Source organism: Bacillus sp. TCT6, from assembly GCF_056033845.1.
Genome location: NZ_JBVYHX010000001.1, coordinates 5250103 through 5265854, shown reverse-complemented (window position 1 = coordinate 5265854; position 15752 = coordinate 5250103). Strand labels below are relative to the sequence as shown.

The window sequence follows — 15752 nt, the reverse complement described above, 5'->3', positions numbered from 1 at the left end:
TTTATTAATTTACCATATACAAACTATTAACGTCAATACTTTTTAATAAAAAGTTCTTCTTCTTACATAACGAATACATTCCTCTGCGTTAGCAACTCTCCGAAACAAACAAAAAATGATTTTATATCTTTCTTCCATCGCCTTTTTTACAACTTCATGAATACGCTCATCTTCAAAATCAAATAAAAGTTCCTCTAACTCTCTCTTTAATATGTATTCCATCTCTTTTCTCTCTTCTTTTGTCAACATCAGCCCAAGCAAATGATCACCTCAATAATTCCTTACGTAACAATAAACGTTCCGCTCATTTTCACTTATTACAATCCTATCATTCATTATATCCACTACTTACGATATTAATCCTTTGTTCTCTTTTTTATATTTCCAGCATATATGTAACTGAAAAGGATTGGACAAAGGGGCGTAATATTATGTTTTTCTTTTTTATTACGAGTAAAAGAACTTTTAAACACATTAGCTTAATAGTGATACTTTCCTTATTTACAGCATGGCTACTCTTTTTAAAAACATATTCACATGAATCTGCTTTTTCAACTGCTACAGGCCCTAAAGTAATTTACAAAGGAGATACCGCTAAAAAGCAAGTTGCATTTACGTTTGATATTAGTTGGGGAGACAAAAAAGCAATTCCAATCCTTGATACTCTTAAAGAAAGAGAAATTAAGAATGCAACCTTCTTCCTTTCTGCTGCATGGGCCGAAAGACACCCCGATATTGTAGAGCGCATCATGAAAGATGGACACGAAATCGGTAGTATGGGTTACAATTACACATCTTATACTTCTCTAGAGACGAATGAAATAAGACGAGACCTTTTACGAGCACAAGATGTTTTTACAAAACTTGGTGTAAAACAAGTCAAACTGTTACGTCCACCTAGTGGCGAATTTAACAAGGCAACCCTTAAAATTGCAGAATCACTTGGATACACCGTCGTGCATTGGAGTAATAATTCAAACGATTGGAAAAACCCAGGTGTAAACCACATCGTTTCCACCGTCTCTAATAATTTGAAAGGTGGAGATATTGTCTTATTACACGCATCCGATTCTGCCCTTCAAACAAATAGAGCTTTACCGCTGCTCCTGCAAAAATTAAAAAGTGATGGATATGAGCAAATATCCGTATCACAACTTATTTCCAACACAAGTACGAAAAGTGAAGATGTGAAATAGCTTCGTCCCTACTACTCTTCACGTATAAAAAGCTCTACTACCTTTCAAGAAGGTGGTAGAGCTTTTTTAATCACACCATTTCCAGTAATATAACTGCCGGTGTATAAAACCTCTCTCTATTAAGCAGGTTTACTCGTTTTTCCGATTAAACGATGTAATACAAGTAATTGATATGCATTACATAACAATAGCGGTATAACCATTAAATATAACCAATCTGTATCATTAATCCGAAGCGCCGGTACCCATTCAAGAATTGTTACAACAACCATAAAGAACAGAGCTGGCACAAATGCTTTTTTATTTGTTTCTTTACTTTTTACATAAGCAACAATTGCTCCAAACACAAATAAAATTCCAGCAACAAGTATGTTATTCCCCAATGAGACTTCCCCATTTGCAATAAGTACAGACCTTAAATACACAAAATCAAATAATACGAATGCAATAAAGAAGAGCTGGACTGCATTCCATAAAGACGATGAGCGAAACATCCCTAATCCAAAACGATGGATTGTTAAATATGCAAAGAATCCCATTTGACTTATAACGCTAAAAATAAATCCTACACCCATCAACCAGAAAGATACCGCTAAAATCTCCTTAACGTCGAAATTTTGAAAAAATTCATTGTACCTGTCCCACTCCAAAACAAAACCAATAATAACTGTGCTAATCCCACCAAGAAACAACGTCGTTAAAAATAGTCGTACCCACTTGCGGCTATTCACAACACATCCCCCATTATCCTTATATTTCTAATTAAATTGTATCAATGACAATTTCAAAAAGCTAGCCATGTTCATGTATAAATTCCTTAAAGATATTTATATTAAAAAGAGAGAACTGTGCTGAAAGGAGTTCCAACTTATGAAACGGATACTATTCATTTTCGTTTCTTCTTTTCTACTTATCGCACTTGTAGCATGCGCACAAGGAAAAGAAACGAAATCCGAACTAGATTACGATCAAACAAAGAAAATGATTGTTGATATTTTAAAAACAGATCAAGGTAAGAAAGCTATTCAAGATGTATTAACTGATGAAAAAATGAAACAAGCACTCATACTAGATGAAACAGTAGTAAAGAAAACGATTGAAGATGCAATGGTATCCGATAAAGGGCAACAATTCTGGGAAAAGCTCTTTAAAGATCCTGAGTTCTCATCGAAGTTTGCTAAAAGTATGGGGAAAGAACAAACCCAATTAATGAAAACCTTATTAAAAGACCCTGAATACCAAGCAGGCGTTATAGAAATCATGAAAAATCCTGAAGTAGAAAAAATGATGTTACAAACAATGAAGAGTAAAGAATACCGTCAATATCTACAACAAGTACTAACAGAAACTGCTGAAAGTCCACTCTTCCAATCCAAGATGATTGATATCATTAGTAAAGGTGTACAAAAGGCTGAAAAAGGTGGATCTGATAAGAAAGAAGCAGGCGGTGACGGTGGTTCTCAAGGCGAGAAGAAGGAAGAACAGTGAAAATAATAACTATAATAACGAGTGGACAATGTATAAATTGTCCACTCGTTATTACTTTATCTTGCTATTAACAGACAAAATGGCCCTCTAGTTAAGCGAAAAGTTTACTAGTAACAAAACCCTTATTGTTGCCAGTAACAGATGAACTCCACTGATTAAAGTTTCACTTTATTTTTGTGTAACAGCTGTTTTATCAATTACCACTTCGGCTATTTTACTATAAATAATGCCGGTTGTATGTGTATCTTCATATACTGAAGGAGCAAAGTCTTCTTTATTCCAATCAGGTTGTTGCAGCGGAATACGACCAAGAACATTCGTTTGTAGTTCGGTAGCCAACTTATCTCCCCCGCCTTTTCCAAATACATATTCTTTCTCACCAGTTACCTTACTTTCAAAATATGCCATGTTCTCAACAACACCGAGAATACTATGTTCAGTGCGTAATGCCATCGCTCCAGCACGCGCTGCTACAAACGCAGCTGTTGGATGAGGCGTCGTTACAATAATCTCTTTGCAAGATGGCAACATTGAGTGCACATCTAACGCAACATCACCTGTTCCTGGTGGTAAATCTAGTACTAAATAATCTAAATCGCCCCATTCCACTTCTGTGAAGAAGTGGTTTAACATTTTCCCAAGCATAGGTCCTCTCCAAATAACTGGTGCATTATCCTCTACAAAGAAGCCCATTGAGATTACCTTTACACCTAAACGTTCCACCGGAATTATCTTGTCACCTCTTACGATGGGACGTTTTTCTATCCCCATCATGTCTGGCACACTAAAACCGTAAATGTCCGCATCAATAATACCAACTTTTTTTCCTAAACGAGCTAAAGCAACTGCAAGGTTAACGGAAACGGTTGATTTTCCCACGCCACCTTTTCCACTCGCTACTGCTAAGAATGTCGTTTTTGAATTTGGTGACAATAAAGATTCACTTTGCTCTGCTTCTTGTTCTGGTGCAAACTGAGCTAATTCCTCTTCTGTAAATTCTGCAAAACGAAGTCCAACTGTTGCTGCTCCAAGTTCTTTTACTAACTTTACAATTCCAGACTGCAACTGCATTTGTTCCGCTGTACCAGTTTTTACGATTGCAATTTTGACACTCACATGTTCCTTCTCAGGCTTGACTGTTACCTCTTTAATTGCACTTGTTTCTTTTAATGTTTTATGTAAAAACGGATCTACAATCCCTTCTAACGCTTCAACCACTTGTTCTTTCGTTACCATAATTAACCCAGCCCCCTGTATGAAAAATAACGTAATGTTAATTGAATTCATCTTTGTTTATTCTTCAAATTAATGCGTTTACATTTCCAGTATAACATATTTTCCGAAAACTTCGTTAACGAGAGAAACTCAAAAAAATCCTCCTTATTCTGGAGGATTTCCTTTTTCCGTGAAATAACGCAATATACCACGGTATATTGCAGCTGCTACCTTCTGTTGATATTTCTCCGAATTTAACATATACCTTTCGTTCACATTCGATAAAAAGCCGGCTTCAATTAAAGCACCTGGTGTTTTCGCATACTTCAATAAGTATACGTGAGAAATTGTTTTAGCAGAACGATTCGTATTTTCTAAACTCGTTCTCAATTCAGCCTGTATAAATTTAGCAGCACGTTCATTTTCAATTGAAGAGCGATAGTAGAATGTTTGTGCGCCTTTCGATCCACTACTAGTTAAAGCATTTAAATGAATGCTTGCAAAAAAGTCTATATCTGGTTTATTGATGATTTCTACACGTTTTTTTAAATCCTCCGCTTTACGTCTACTATATGACTTTGTATCTTTGTTAGCTAAATCATAATCTCCCTCACGCGTTAAAATAACTAGTGCACCTTGTTCTTGTAAATAGTCTTGTACCTTTTTTGTAATTTCAAGCGTAATATCCTTTTCTATAATATCCTTTCCACCAACAGCCCCTCCATCTGGTCCACCATGCCCAGCATCTAATACGATTACTTTCCCTGATAAGGGTAAATTCCAAGCTCGCCACGATTTTGTGATTTGAAATTCTTGTTTGACTAAAAAAAACAAAACAACCGCAGCGAGTGCAAAAGAGATAATTCGAATTCTCTTCATACCTTTCCTCCTCCAGCTAGTCCCTCTAATTACTTATATGGGACAAGAGGAAAGTTTATGCTTGTCTTAATGAAGCTTTAATCGATATCTTCTTTCACCTTTTTCATACCCTTCTTGCCACCACAATCCTATAAACTGCTGACAAGATTCAAAAAGTAATTCCTCATCTTTCAACTTTATTTCTCGCATAGTCATACTCGTTAAAAATTGAAATAGCGTTTCAGTTAATTGTTGTTCTTCTTCTAAAGCTCTATATTTCACATCAAAAAACGATTCACCATAATAACCAAATTTACTATATCTCGCTCCTAATAAATAAGATTCTATCCCTAATTCAATACAGTAATCTTCATACTGACGATGAAGCTCTTGCATTTGAAAGGCATCACGAATATTTGAGCGCAATGTTTTTAATGATAATTCTCGCAGCATCTTCCGCTCGTATTTTAACTGCTTTTCTTTTTGTTTTTCTTGTAAGCTGACAATGACATTCATAGTACTTATAAACCTCCCTAATACGTATTAGTCTAAACTTCTAAAGAAGAAGCATACGCGAGGCCGTAGCACTAAAATATTCCAAGCTAAAAAAATTGTAAAAGAGGAATGAAACACAAAAAAACCCCAACCAAAATGGTTGGGGTTTGTAGTTCGCAAAAATTAACGTTTTGAGAACTGAGGTGCACGACGTGCGCCTTTAAGACCGTATTTTTTACGCTCTTTCATACGTGCGTCACGAGTTAATAGACCTGCACGTTTTAGTGTTAGACGGTATTCTGGATCAGCTTTTAATAAAGCGCGAGAAATACCGTGACGAATAGCACCAGCTTGACCAGTGTATCCACCACCATTTACGTTTACAAGTACATCGTAGTTACCTAAAGTTTCTGTTGCAACTAGAGGTTGTTTCACTACTTCACGTAATGCAGCAAATGGGATATAGTTTTCAAAATCACGACCGTTAATGATAACGCGTCCTTCGCCTGGAACTAGGCGTACGCGCGCTACTGAACTCTTACGACGTCCAGTGCCATAGTATTGAACCTGTGCCAAAGTAAGCCCTCCTTTAATTAATTATCCGCGAAGTTCGTAAACTTCTGGTTTTTGTGCTTGGTGTGGATGCTCTGCTCCAGCATACACGTTAAGTTTCTTAGAAACTTGACGGCCTAAGCGTCCTTTTGGAAGCATGCCTTTAATTGCAAGCTCTAACATTTGTACAGGGTAGTTTGTACGCATTTCAAGAGCTGTTCTTTGCTTAAGTCCACCTGGGTGGTTAGTGTGACGGTAGTAAATTTTATCGTTTAATTTATTACCTGTTAAATGAATTTTCTCAGCGTTAATAATAATTACATGATCACCCGTGTCAACGTGTGGTGTAAATGTAGGTTTGTTTTTACCACGTAAAATGGATGCTACTTCAGTAGATAGGCGACCTAAAGTTTGACCTTCAGCATCAACCACATACCATTTACGCTCAACTTCGTTAGCTTTTGCCATAAAAGTCGTACGCATGTGTTTCCCTCCTCGTTATCTTTTCCATAGAAAAAATCTATTGTTTATCTTAAACACGATTTCCTTCCGGGGCTAATCGTGGTTTTAGAAACAATACCATATGTTATGATATACTTTTGAGTTTCTAATGTCAAGCAAATGTTACACCAGGATTAGTTGTTATAGTTTACCTCCCATAGGTAAAGCCCATGACCTGGAGCCATCTTTCCAGCAAACTGACGATTTTGTTTCGCTAAAATCTCTGGAATGCTATCAGGATCAAGCTTTCCTTGCCCTACGTTAAGTAACGTACCAACAATAATTCTGACCATATTATATAAAAATCCATTACCTACAAAACGAAAAATTAATTCATCATCTTGCTCAATTAACTCGATTTCATAAATTGTTCGCACTTTATCTTTTTTGTCAGTTTTTGCCGAGCAAAAAGAAGTGAAATCATGCGTTCCAATAAAATAAGGAATTGCTTTTCTTATAGAATTGATTTCGAGCGGATATGGATATTGATATACGTAATTTCTACGGAATACATCCGCAGTCTTTGATAATAATACACGATAACGATATTCTTTTTTCTCAACACCGTAACGTGCATGAAATTCTTCTGTTTTTTTCTCTACTCGCCTAATAACAATATCATCTGGCAACATTGTATTTAAAGCGTTATTCCATTGCCACTCCTCAAGAGACAAAGGAGTATCAAAGTGTATTACTTGCCCTTTTGCATGAACCGTAGAATCTGTTCTACCAGACGCCTGAACACGAACAAGTTCTCCCTTATGCAATTTCTGTAATGCTTTTTCTATCTCCTGTTGAACAGTACGATGCTTCGGCTGAATTTGATAACCACAAAAATGCATACCATCATATGCAACCGTACATTTTATTCTATCCATTTCTCTATTCTCCATTACGATCGCACCCATGCCAAAATACAAGCTAAACAAAATAAGCTTACAATCGTTACTGTATCGCTTGTTTTCCAGCGTAGTTGCCTAAATTTAGTACGTCCTTCACCACTTTGATATCCACGAGCTTCCATCGCAATAGCTAAGTCCTCTGCACGCTTAAAAGCACTGATAAACAGAGGAACGAGCAGTGAGATAATAGCTTTCATTCTATCTTTTATCGGTCCACCAGCGAAATCAATACCACGTGATGCTTGTGCTTTCATTATTTTACTCGTTTCATCCATTAATGTCGGGATAAAACGAAGAGAAATTGACATCATTAATGCGATTTCATGAACAGGAACCTTTATACGCTTCAATGGCTTTAATAACGTCTCCAAACCATCTGTAATTTCAATAGGTGTCGTCGTTAACGTTAATAATGTCGTCATTAAAATAATAACGAAGAACCGTACAGAAATGTATATCCCTTGCTCTAATCCTTTTTCATGTATCGAAAACCAACCAAGCTGGAGTAGTACATCCCCCTCTTTATTTGTAAAAATATGCAGGAAAAATGTAAAAAGAAAAATCCATAAAATTGGTTTTAAGCCCGAAAGTACATAACGAATCGGCACTTTTGCAAAAAATAAAGCAATGAGTGCATATAAAAATAAAAATCCATATGAAATCGCATTATTTGCTAAGAAAACAACAAATACATATAAAAAGACAATCAGCAGCTTCGTACGTGGATCAAGTTGATGAATAAGTGAATTCCCCGGGATATATCTCCCAATAATCAACTGCTGCATGATTCATGACCACCTTTTCGTAACACCTGCACAACTTCATGAGTAAGATCCTCTAAAGATAAGGTAGCCTTTGGAATTGAAATACCAAACTTCTCTTCAATTGCACGTTTATACTTTAATGACATAGGAAGATCCACACCAATTTTCTCTAGTTCATCAGCATGTGAAAATACTTCCTCTGCACTTCCTTGCAAAAAGACCGTTCCTTTATGCATAACTACAATTTGTTCCGCATACTGAGCAGCATCTTCCATATTATGCGTTACAAGGATAACTGTAAGCCCTTTCTCCTTATGCAACTTATAAAACATCTGCATAAGTTCGTTCTGCCCTTTTGGATCTAGACCTGCTGTAGGTTCATCTAATACAAGCACTTCAGGTTCCATTGCCAGTACACCCGCTATAGCAACACGTCTCATTTGTCCACCACTTAATTCGAACGGAGAACGTGTTAACAGTTCCGGTTCTAGCCCTACAAGTTCTATTGCCTCTCTAGCCTTTTGCTTCGCTTCGTCTCCAGATACCCCGAAATTAGTAGGTCCGAAGCAAATATCTTTCTCCACAGTTTCTTCAAACAACTGATGTTCCGGGAATTGAAAGACAACCCCTACTTTTTTACGTAGTGGCTTTAGCTTTTTTTCTTTCTTTCCTGCCGAAATCAAATGTTCACCAATTTGAACTGTACCATTTGTCGGCTGCAATAAACCATTTAAATGTTGAATCATCGTCGACTTACCTGAACCAGTATGACCGATAATGGCATAATAGCCCCCACTTGGAAACGACACGTCTACATCATAAAGTGCGCGTCTTTCAAATGGAGTTTTATATTGATAACGATGTTCTACTTTTTGGAATGTAATCTCCAAAGTTCGTTCACCAAGCTTTCCATTGTAAGATGCGTATTTTGCAAAAGAATTTCATTTCTTTTTAATAATTCTGCTATTTTCACCGAAAACGGTACATCTAAGCCAATTTCTTGGAGCATATGAGAGGACTTGAAAATTTTCTCTGGAGTCCCTTCCTCTAATATTTCTCCCTTATTTAAAATAATGACACGATCTGACTGCGCCGCTTCTTCTAAATCGTGCGTAATTGATAACACGGTAATACCTTTTTGATTAACAAGTTGTCTAACCGTTTCTACTACTTCACGTCTTCCTTGAGGATCTAACATTGACGTTGCTTCATCTAATATTAAAATAGATGGCTGAAGTGCTAAAACGCCCGCTATTGCCACTCGCTGTTTTTGCCCACCAGATAAGGAATGAGGCTCATCATTAAGAAAATCTTCCATACGGACAAGTCGTAAGGCCTGTTCTAATCTTTCAATCATTTGTTCTCTTGGCATTCCGATATTCTCTAAACCAAATACAACATCATCTTGCACTGTTGTTCCAACAAATTGATTATCTGGATTTTGAAATACCATTCCAATTTGTTTTCGAACATCCCATACCGTTTCCTCTGATAAAACCATTGAATCATTTACTGTAATAGTCCCTGCTTCCGGCAAAAACAAACCATTCAATAATTTTGCAAGTGTAGACTTTCCTGAACCGTTTTGTCCAATAATAGATACCCATTCTCCCTCATATAAGGAAAATGAAACATCTTTTAATGCATACGTGGCTGCCCCAGGATATTGAAATGATATATTTCCTATCCGAAGTTTCTCTTTTTTCAATAGAAGGCACCCTTTCCTTCGCCAAGCTCGCCTATTTTTATATTTAAAAAAAAGGGCCATGACCAGTTTCTTGAAAAGAACTGTCCTGCCCTTTTAATTATCATTATACTAACTCGATAATTACCATTGGTGCTGCGTCTCCGCGACGTGGACCAATTTTTGCAATACGAGTGTATCCGCCTTGGCGCTCAGCATAGCGTGGAGCTACATCAGCGAATAATTTTTGAAGTGCATCTTGACCAGTCTCAGCGTTAGCTACTTCATTGCGAATGAAAGCTGCTGCTTGACGACGAGCATGAAGATCTCCGCGTTTACCTAAAGTGATCATTTTTTCCACTACAGAACGAAGTTCTTTTGCACGAGTTTCTGTCGTTTGGATGCGCTCGTTGATAATTAAATCAGTAGCTAAGTCACGTAACATAGCTTTACGTTGCGCACTTGTACGGCCTAATTTTCTGTATGCCATTCGTAGTTCCCTCCTTTGTTCATGGGTTTAAATCCTCAGTCGTCTTTACGTAAACCTAAACCTAATTCCTCAAGTTTATGTTTAACTTCTTCTAAGGATTTACGTCCTAAGTTACGAACTTTCATCATATCTTCTTCTGTTTTGTTCGCAAGCTCTTGTACAGTATTAATTCCTGCACGTTTTAGGCAATTATAAGAACGAACAGAAAGGTCTAGTTCTTCGATAGTCATCTCAAGAACTTTCTCTTTTTGATCTTCTTCCTTCTCGACCATAATCTCAGCATTTTGTGCTTCATCAGTTAAACCAACAAAGATATTTAAATGCTCAGTTAAGATTTTGGCACCTAAAGAGATAGCTTCTTTTGGCCCGATGCTTCCATCCGTCCATACATCAAGCGTAAGCTTATCATAATTAGCCACTTGTCCGACACGTGTCTTTTCCACTTGGTAAGTCACACGTGATACTGGAGTATAAATAGAATCAATAGGAATTACTCCTATTGGTTGATCTTCGCTTTTATTTGCATCAGCTGGCGTATACCCACGGCCACGCTTTGCAGTTAAACGCACGCGGAAATGCGCATCTTTTGCTAACGTTGCAATGTGTAAATCTGGATTTAAGATTTCTACATCACTATCGTGAGTAATATCAGCAGCTGTGACAATACCTTCGCCCTGCACATCAATTTCCAACGTCTTCTCTTCTTCAGAGTAGATTTTAAGAGCTAACTTTTTCAAGTTTAAGATGATCGTCGTAACGTCTTCTACTACGCCCTCAACTGTTGAAAATTCATGTAATACGCCATCGATTTGGATAGCAGTAACAGCGGCACCAGGGAGTGAGGATAAAAGAATACGACGTAAGGAGTTACCCAAAGTAGTACCATATCCACGCTCAAGCGGTTCAATTACGAATTTACCATATTTAGCATCTTCGTTAAGTTCAACCGTTTCGATTTTCGGCTTTTCGATTTCAATCATTAACTAAACCCTCCTTCAAAACGTCGAAACCCCGGTTAAACAAAGGTATAACCCCTGTCTAACCGAAAGTCCCCCTTAGGCAGTTCCCGATTGTGCACAACAAGCGATGTTTCTGTACGAAATTTCTCGATAATGCATCATATCCATTATAGACAAAAGGGAAAATTCTATACAGAAAAATTACACACGACGACGTTTTGGCGGACGACATCCATTATGAGGAACTGGAGTAACATCTCTAATTGCTGTTACTTCTAGACCTGCAGCTTGAAGAGCACGAATTGCAGCTTCACGACCAGCACCAGGACCTTTAACAGTAACCTCTAAAGTTTTTAAACCGTGCTCCATTGCAACTTTAGCAGCAGCTTCAGCAGCCATTTGCGCAGCGAATGGAGTAGATTTACGAGATCCACGGAAACCAAGTGCACCAGCACTAGACCAAGAAAGTGCGTTACCGTGAGTATCTGTAAGTGTTACGATTGTGTTGTTGAAAGTAGAACGAATATGAGCTATACCAGCTTCGATATTCTTTTTCACACGTTTTTTACGAGTGTTTGTTTTACGTGCCATTGTTAGTTCAACCTCCTTTACTTATTATTTCTTTTTATTTGCTACTGTACGACGTGGACCTTTACGTGTACGAGCATTGTTTTTAGAATTTTGACCACGAACTGGTAAACCACGACGGTGACGAAGACCACGGTAAGAACCGATCTCCATTAGACGTTTAATGTTAAGAGATACTTCACGACGAAGGTCTCCCTCAACTTTAATACGATCGATAACATCACGGATACGTCCTAATTCGTCTTCCGTTAAATCACGAACTCGTGTTTCTGAAGAAATACCAGCTTCAGTAAGAATTTTTTCAGCAGTTGTGCGACCAATGCCGAATACGTAAGTTAAAGAAATAACAACGCGTTTGTCTCGAGGAATATCTACACCTGCGATACGTGCCATTCTGAATGCACCTCCTTCTGATTAACCTTGTTTTTGTTTATGTTTAGGGTTTTCACAAATAACCATTACTTTTCCACGTCTACGAATAACTTTACATTTTTCGCAGATTGGTTTAACTGACGGTCTTACTTTCATGTCTCGAACCTCCTTAAAGATTACGGAGTGCTATATTATTTAAAACGGTACGTAATACGACCACGATTTAAATCGTACGGAGATAATTCTACCGTAACTTTGTCTCCTGGTAAAATACGAATGAAGTTCATACGGATTTTACCAGAAACGTGAGCCAATACGACATGCCCATTCTCTAATTCTACTTTGAACATAGCATTTGGCAACGTTTCAAGAACGGTACCTTCGACTTCAATTACATCATCTTTAGCCATTCAATAGTTCTCCCTTCTTCAAATCAGTAACATTTTACACTGCTCTGAAATCCCGGAGAGCCAGCTACTTATAAAGTGGTAAGGATTTCGTATCCTGCTTCTGTAAGAGCAATCGTGTGCTCAAAATGGGCACACCATTTACCATCTACCGTTACCACTGTCCAGTCATCAGATAGTGTTTTTACATATCGTCTTCCTTGATTCACCATCGGCTCAACACAGATGACCATTCCCGGCTTTAATCTAGGGCCTCTATTTGGTGGACCATAGTGCGGGATTTGAGGGTCCTCATGTAAGTCTTGCCCGATTCCGTGACCAACATACTCCCTAACGATCGAGAATCCATTCTCTTCAGCATGGGTTTGAACCGCATGTGAGATATTTGATAATCTCTCGCCTGGTTTTACTTGTTCTAGACCAAGATACAACGATTTTTCTGTGACATCAAGTAGCTTTTGAACAGATTCAGAAATGTTTCCAACTGGATACGTCCATGCAGAATCTCCATGGTACCCATTGTATTTCGCACCAATATCGATACTGATGATATCGCCCTCTTTGAGCTTGCGCTTTCCTGGAATTCCGTGTACAAGCTCTTCATTTACAGAAGCACATATGCTCCCCGGAAATCCGTTGTATCCTTTAAAAGATGGCGTAGCACCATATTTTTGAATCGTCTTTTCCGCTATTTGATCGAGCTCTTTCGTTGTAATTCCTGGAGTAATGTGCTGTTTCAACTCTTGATGAGTTAAAGCAACGATTCTGCCAGCTTCTCGCATGATTTCTATCTCGCGAGGAGTTTTGCAGATGATCATTACGCTAAGCCTCCGATGAGAACATCGATATCAGCAAATACTTTATTGATATCTTGCTCACCATTAATGCTTTTTAAGTAACCAAGCTCGTCGTAGAAATCAAGCAAAGGTTTTGTTTGCTTAATATTTACATCTAAACGATTTGCTACAGTTTCTTCATTGTCATCAGAACGTTGGTATAATTCGCCACCACATTTATCGCACACATCAGCTTTTGCTGGTGGATTGAATTCTAAGTGGTAAGTCGCACCGCACTCTTTACAAATGCGACGGCCTGTAAGGCGTTTTAATAACAACCCTGAATCCACATTAATGTTTAAAACATAGTCGATTTTTTTGCCAAGATCTTTCATAATCTCTTCAAGAGCTGATGCTTGTGCAACAGTTCGTGGGAAACCGTCTAGTAAGAAACCTCTTACGCAGTCTTCTTGACTTAAACGTTCACGAACAATTCCGATTGTAACTTCATCTGGAACAAGTGCACCTTTATCAATAAAAGATTTTGCTTGTAGACCCATTTCAGTTTCAGCCTTCATAGCTGCACGGAACATATCTCCTGTTGAAATGTGAGGGATGTTATACTTGGCTACAATCTGTTCGGCTTGTGTACCTTTACCAGCACCAGGAAGCCCCATTAAAATTAAGTTCATCCTTGTTCCCCCTCAGTACATGAGCATGTAGGGAAGATAGTTCTTCCCACTTACTCACTGCTTGATAAACCCTTTGTAATGGCGTTTTACCAGTTGGCTTTCTAGCTGCTTCATTGTTTCTAAAGCAACGCCGACAACGATTAACATACTCGTTCCACCAATCTGTGCAGATGGAGGAAGATTTCCCAATTTCGTAAAAATAACTGGTAAGATTGCAATCGCTGCTAGGAAAATTGATCCTACAAAGGTCAAACGATACAAGATTTTTGTTAGATATTGTTCTGTATTCTTACCCGGACGAATACCTGGAACATATCCACCTTGCTTGTTTAGATTCTCTGACATTTGCTCTGGATTAACCTGAACAAATGCATAGAAATATGTGAAGGCTACAATGAGCGCAACATATATGATCATTCCCACTGGGTGAGAATAGTTAAAGTTTGCAATAATCCACTGCGATACATCATGTTTCGGGAAGAACTGTGCAATAGTTGGAGGCGTAATTAAGAATGAAACAGCAAAAATGACTGGAATAACACCCGCACTATTTACCTTAAGCGGTAAATGTGTGTTTTGTGCTCCAGCATGATTCCCATTCCCTCCTGTTACACGCTTCGCGTATTGAATTGGGATCTTTCTAACAGCTTGTTGAATGAAAATAACACCAACAATAACTGCTAGCACAGCTAGTAAAATCAATGCAACTTTAACGATACTCATGAACAATTGATCTCCGATATTTTGAAACTGTTGTTGATACACTTGAGATATAACACTTGGGATCGCTGCAGCAATACCGCCAAAGATAAGGATGGAAATACCATTACCTACACCTTTAGCTGTAATCTGTTCGCCTAACCACATTAAAAATGCAGTACCAGCAGTCAGTACCGTAGCAATGTATAAATAAGTGCTCCAACCAGGATTCAAAATTAATTGCCCACCTACCATACCGTTAAAACCGATTGACATACCAAACCCCTGAATAAACGCAAGAACAATTGTAAAGTAACGCGTGAATTGCGTTAGTTTACGACGGCCCATTTCACCTTGCTTCGACCATTCCGAAAATTTAGGAACAACATCCATCTGCAATAATTGCACGATGATGGATGCTGTAATATACGGCATGATTCCCATCGCGAAGATGGAGAAGTTTTTCAAGGCGCCACCGCCAAATGTATTTAGGATGCCTAAAGCATTTAATTGGTCTTGTGCTTTCAGTACGTCTCCATTTGTAAATGGCACTGGGATAAACGTGCCAATCCTGAATACGATTAACATCGCTAAAGTGAATAATATTTTACGTCTTATCTCAGCAACGCGCATAAAGTTGGAGATTGTACGAAACATTAGATCACCTCAACTGATCCGCCAGCTGCTTCAATTGCTTCTTTAGCACTTGAAGAGAACTTGTGCGCTTTAACAGTTAGTTTTTTCTCTACTGCTCCGCTTGCAAGAATTTTAACACCGTCGTTTAACTTGCTGATAACGCCAGTTTCCAGCAATAATTCAGGTGTTACTTCTGTACCATCTTCAAAACGATTTAACGTTGATAAGTTTACAATAGTAAACTCTTTACGGTTAATGTTTGTGAAGCCGCGTTTTGGTAAACGACGGAATAATGGAGTTTGACCACCTTCGAAGCCAAGACGAACACCGCCACCAGAACGTGCGTTTTGTCCTTTATGACCTTTACCAGCAGTTTTACCGTTACCAGAACCGATACCACGACCGACACGGTTACGTACTTTACGAGAACCTTCTGCAGGTTTTAATTCATGAAGTTTCATTCCCAGGCACCTCCTTA

At 38.2% G+C, this 15752-nt stretch carries 23 protein-coding genes; 2 read left to right on the top strand and 21 right to left on the bottom strand.

Annotated elements, in window-relative coordinates; all coding sequences use genetic code 11:
* Positions 1-42 precede the first annotated feature (42 nt).
* On the bottom strand, positions 43-261 hold the full coding sequence (locus tag AC0ONG_RS27110; protein WP_000901146.1) for a hypothetical protein: 219 nt from the start codon (positions 259-261) through the stop codon (positions 43-45).
* Between the two features lie 170 nt (positions 262-431).
* Here AC0ONG_RS27110 and pdaB point away from each other — a divergent pair, with 170 nt between their 5' ends.
* Entirely contained in the window at positions 432-1196 is a 765-nt protein-coding gene (gene pdaB / locus AC0ONG_RS27105) for a polysaccharide deacetylase family sporulation protein PdaB (RefSeq protein ID WP_000464716.1), read from the top strand.
* Positions 1197-1315: 119 nt separating this feature from the next.
* Here pdaB and kbaA read toward each other — a convergent pair whose 3' ends face one another.
* Positions 1316-1927, bottom strand: a complete 612-nt coding sequence (gene kbaA / locus AC0ONG_RS27100) for a KinB signaling pathway activation protein KbaA (RefSeq protein WP_001088533.1) — start codon at positions 1925-1927, stop codon at positions 1316-1318.
* A 139-nt stretch (positions 1928-2066) separates the two neighbouring features.
* Here kbaA and gerD point away from each other — a divergent pair, with 139 nt between their 5' ends.
* On the top strand, positions 2067-2684 hold the full coding sequence (gerD, locus tag AC0ONG_RS27095; protein WP_000821601.1) for a spore germination lipoprotein GerD: 618 nt from the start codon (positions 2067-2069) through the stop codon (positions 2682-2684).
* A 168-nt stretch (positions 2685-2852) separates the two neighbouring features.
* Here the strand turns inward: gerD and AC0ONG_RS27090 are convergent, their stop codons facing one another.
* The 19 genes from AC0ONG_RS27090 to rplO form a co-directional block, all read right to left on the bottom strand.
* Positions 2853-3920 (bottom strand): Mrp/NBP35 family ATP-binding protein, encoded by a 1068-nt coding sequence (locus tag AC0ONG_RS27090; RefSeq protein ID WP_000256624.1) that lies wholly within the window; start codon positions 3918-3920, stop codon positions 2853-2855.
* Between the two features lie 144 nt (positions 3921-4064).
* Positions 4065-4778 carry an N-acetylmuramoyl-L-alanine amidase CwlD gene (cwlD, locus tag AC0ONG_RS27085; RefSeq protein WP_000822437.1) on the bottom strand — a complete coding sequence of 238 codons (714 nt, stop codon included), beginning with the start codon at positions 4776-4778 and terminating at the stop codon, positions 4065-4067.
* 66 nt (positions 4779-4844) lie between these two features.
* A complete protein-coding gene (locus tag AC0ONG_RS27080; RefSeq protein WP_001101005.1) occupies positions 4845-5273 on the bottom strand; it encodes a DUF2521 family protein in 429 nt (142 codons plus the stop codon).
* Between the two features lie 162 nt (positions 5274-5435).
* Positions 5436-5828, bottom strand: coding sequence for a 30S ribosomal protein S9 (rpsI, locus tag AC0ONG_RS27075; protein WP_000079986.1), 393 nt, complete (start codon positions 5826-5828; stop codon positions 5436-5438).
* A gap of 21 nt (positions 5829-5849) precedes the next feature.
* Positions 5850-6287 carry a 50S ribosomal protein L13 gene (gene rplM, locus AC0ONG_RS27070; RefSeq protein WP_001260795.1) on the bottom strand — a complete coding sequence of 146 codons (438 nt, stop codon included), beginning with the start codon at positions 6285-6287 and terminating at the stop codon, positions 5850-5852.
* Positions 6288-6439: 152 nt separating this feature from the next.
* Positions 6440-7183, bottom strand: coding sequence for a tRNA pseudouridine(38-40) synthase TruA (truA, locus tag AC0ONG_RS27065; protein ID WP_002084072.1), 744 nt, complete (start codon positions 7181-7183; stop codon positions 6440-6442).
* 14 nt (positions 7184-7197) lie between these two features.
* Entirely contained in the window at positions 7198-7992 is a 795-nt protein-coding gene (locus tag AC0ONG_RS27060) for an energy-coupling factor transporter transmembrane component T family protein (protein WP_001186530.1), read from the bottom strand.
* Positions 7980-8861: an energy-coupling factor ABC transporter ATP-binding protein gene (locus AC0ONG_RS27055; protein ID WP_000406529.1), complete on the bottom strand. Its 882-nt coding sequence runs from the start codon at positions 8859-8861 to the stop codon at positions 7980-7982. The genes AC0ONG_RS27060 and AC0ONG_RS27055 overlap by 13 nt, the downstream gene beginning before the upstream one ends.
* Positions 8837-9679, bottom strand: coding sequence for an energy-coupling factor ABC transporter ATP-binding protein (locus AC0ONG_RS27050; RefSeq protein WP_000711763.1), 843 nt, complete (start codon positions 9677-9679; stop codon positions 8837-8839). Before AC0ONG_RS27050 ends, AC0ONG_RS27055 begins: the two co-directional genes overlap by 25 nt.
* 103 nt (positions 9680-9782) lie before the next feature.
* Positions 9783-10145 (bottom strand): 50S ribosomal protein L17, encoded by a 363-nt coding sequence (rplQ, locus tag AC0ONG_RS27045; RefSeq protein ID WP_000331490.1) that lies wholly within the window; start codon positions 10143-10145, stop codon positions 9783-9785.
* A gap of 35 nt (positions 10146-10180) precedes the next feature.
* Positions 10181-11125 carry a DNA-directed RNA polymerase subunit alpha gene (locus tag AC0ONG_RS27040; RefSeq protein WP_000569643.1) on the bottom strand — a complete coding sequence of 315 codons (945 nt, stop codon included), beginning with the start codon at positions 11123-11125 and terminating at the stop codon, positions 10181-10183.
* A gap of 180 nt (positions 11126-11305) precedes the next feature.
* Positions 11306-11695 (bottom strand): 30S ribosomal protein S11, encoded by a 390-nt coding sequence (gene rpsK, locus AC0ONG_RS27035; protein ID WP_000101797.1) that lies wholly within the window; start codon positions 11693-11695, stop codon positions 11306-11308.
* A 24-nt stretch (positions 11696-11719) separates the two neighbouring features.
* Positions 11720-12085 carry a 30S ribosomal protein S13 gene (gene rpsM / locus AC0ONG_RS27030; protein WP_000090792.1) on the bottom strand — a complete coding sequence of 122 codons (366 nt, stop codon included), beginning with the start codon at positions 12083-12085 and terminating at the stop codon, positions 11720-11722.
* Between the two features lie 21 nt (positions 12086-12106).
* Complete coding sequence (rpmJ, locus tag AC0ONG_RS27025) at positions 12107-12220, bottom strand: 50S ribosomal protein L36 (RefSeq protein WP_000868344.1); 114 nt, start codon at positions 12218-12220, stop codon at positions 12107-12109.
* Positions 12221-12255: 35 nt separating this feature from the next.
* Positions 12256-12474: a translation initiation factor IF-1 gene (infA, locus tag AC0ONG_RS27020; RefSeq protein ID WP_001029884.1), complete on the bottom strand. Its 219-nt coding sequence runs from the start codon at positions 12472-12474 to the stop codon at positions 12256-12258.
* 68 nt (positions 12475-12542) lie between these two features.
* Complete coding sequence (gene map, locus AC0ONG_RS27015; RefSeq protein ID WP_000582539.1) at positions 12543-13289, bottom strand: type I methionyl aminopeptidase; 747 nt, start codon at positions 13287-13289, stop codon at positions 12543-12545.
* The gene (locus AC0ONG_RS27010; protein WP_001048995.1) at positions 13289-13939 is read right to left on the bottom strand and encodes an adenylate kinase; all 651 of its coding nucleotides are present in this window, start codon (positions 13937-13939) and stop codon (positions 13289-13291) included. Before AC0ONG_RS27010 ends, map begins: the two co-directional genes overlap by 1 nt.
* 54 nt (positions 13940-13993) lie before the next feature.
* Positions 13994-15295, bottom strand: coding sequence for a preprotein translocase subunit SecY (secY, locus tag AC0ONG_RS27005; RefSeq protein ID WP_000490118.1), 1302 nt, complete (start codon positions 15293-15295; stop codon positions 13994-13996).
* Positions 15295-15735, bottom strand: a complete 441-nt coding sequence (gene rplO, locus AC0ONG_RS27000) for a 50S ribosomal protein L15 (RefSeq protein WP_000766083.1) — start codon at positions 15733-15735, stop codon at positions 15295-15297. The genes secY and rplO overlap by 1 nt, the downstream gene beginning before the upstream one ends.
* Between the last annotated feature and the right edge of the window lie 17 nt (positions 15736-15752).

What these genes read in the sequence shown, in the direction of transcription:
- pdaB (WP_000464716.1), top strand. Translation starts at nt 432, where the DNA reads ATGTTTTTCTTTTTTATTACGAGTAAAAGAACTTTTAAACACATTAGC.
- gerD (WP_000821601.1), top strand. Translation starts at nt 2,067, where the DNA reads ATGAAACGGATACTATTCATTTTCGTTTCTTCTTTTCTACTTATCGCA.
- AC0ONG_RS27090 (WP_000256624.1), bottom strand. Translation starts at nt 3,920, where the DNA reads ATGGTAACGAAAGAACAAGTGGTTGAAGCGTTAGAAGGGATTGTAGAT.
- cwlD (WP_000822437.1), bottom strand. Translation starts at nt 4,778, where the DNA reads ATGAAGAGAATTCGAATTATCTCTTTTGCACTCGCTGCGGTTGTTTTG.
- AC0ONG_RS27080 (WP_001101005.1), bottom strand. Translation starts at nt 5,273, where the DNA reads ATGAATGTCATTGTCAGCTTACAAGAAAAACAAAAAGAAAAGCAGTTA.
- rplM (WP_001260795.1), bottom strand. Translation starts at nt 6,287, where the DNA reads ATGCGTACGACTTTTATGGCAAAAGCTAACGAAGTTGAGCGTAAATGG.
- truA (WP_002084072.1), bottom strand. Translation starts at nt 7,183, where the DNA reads ATGGATAGAATAAAATGTACGGTTGCATATGATGGTATGCATTTTTGT.
- AC0ONG_RS27060 (WP_001186530.1), bottom strand. Translation starts at nt 7,992, where the DNA reads ATGCAGCAGTTGATTATTGGGAGATATATCCCGGGGAATTCACTTATT.
- rplQ (WP_000331490.1), bottom strand. Translation starts at nt 10,145, where the DNA reads ATGGCATACAGAAAATTAGGCCGTACAAGTGCGCAACGTAAAGCTATG.
- AC0ONG_RS27040 (WP_000569643.1), bottom strand. Translation starts at nt 11,125, where the DNA reads ATGATTGAAATCGAAAAGCCGAAAATCGAAACGGTTGAACTTAACGAA.
- rpsK (WP_000101797.1), bottom strand. Translation starts at nt 11,695, where the DNA reads ATGGCACGTAAAACAAACACTCGTAAAAAACGTGTGAAAAAGAATATC.
- rpsM (WP_000090792.1), bottom strand. Translation starts at nt 12,085, where the DNA reads ATGGCACGTATCGCAGGTGTAGATATTCCTCGAGACAAACGCGTTGTT.
- rpmJ (WP_000868344.1), bottom strand. Translation starts at nt 12,220, where the DNA reads ATGAAAGTAAGACCGTCAGTTAAACCAATCTGCGAAAAATGTAAAGTT.
- infA (WP_001029884.1), bottom strand. Translation starts at nt 12,474, where the DNA reads ATGGCTAAAGATGATGTAATTGAAGTCGAAGGTACCGTTCTTGAAACG.
- map (WP_000582539.1), bottom strand. Translation starts at nt 13,289, where the DNA reads ATGATCATCTGCAAAACTCCTCGCGAGATAGAAATCATGCGAGAAGCT.
- AC0ONG_RS27010 (WP_001048995.1), bottom strand. Translation starts at nt 13,939, where the DNA reads ATGAACTTAATTTTAATGGGGCTTCCTGGTGCTGGTAAAGGTACACAA.
- secY (WP_000490118.1), bottom strand. Translation starts at nt 15,295, where the DNA reads ATGTTTCGTACAATCTCCAACTTTATGCGCGTTGCTGAGATAAGACGT.
- rplO (WP_000766083.1), bottom strand. Translation starts at nt 15,735, where the DNA reads ATGAAACTTCATGAATTAAAACCTGCAGAAGGTTCTCGTAAAGTACGT.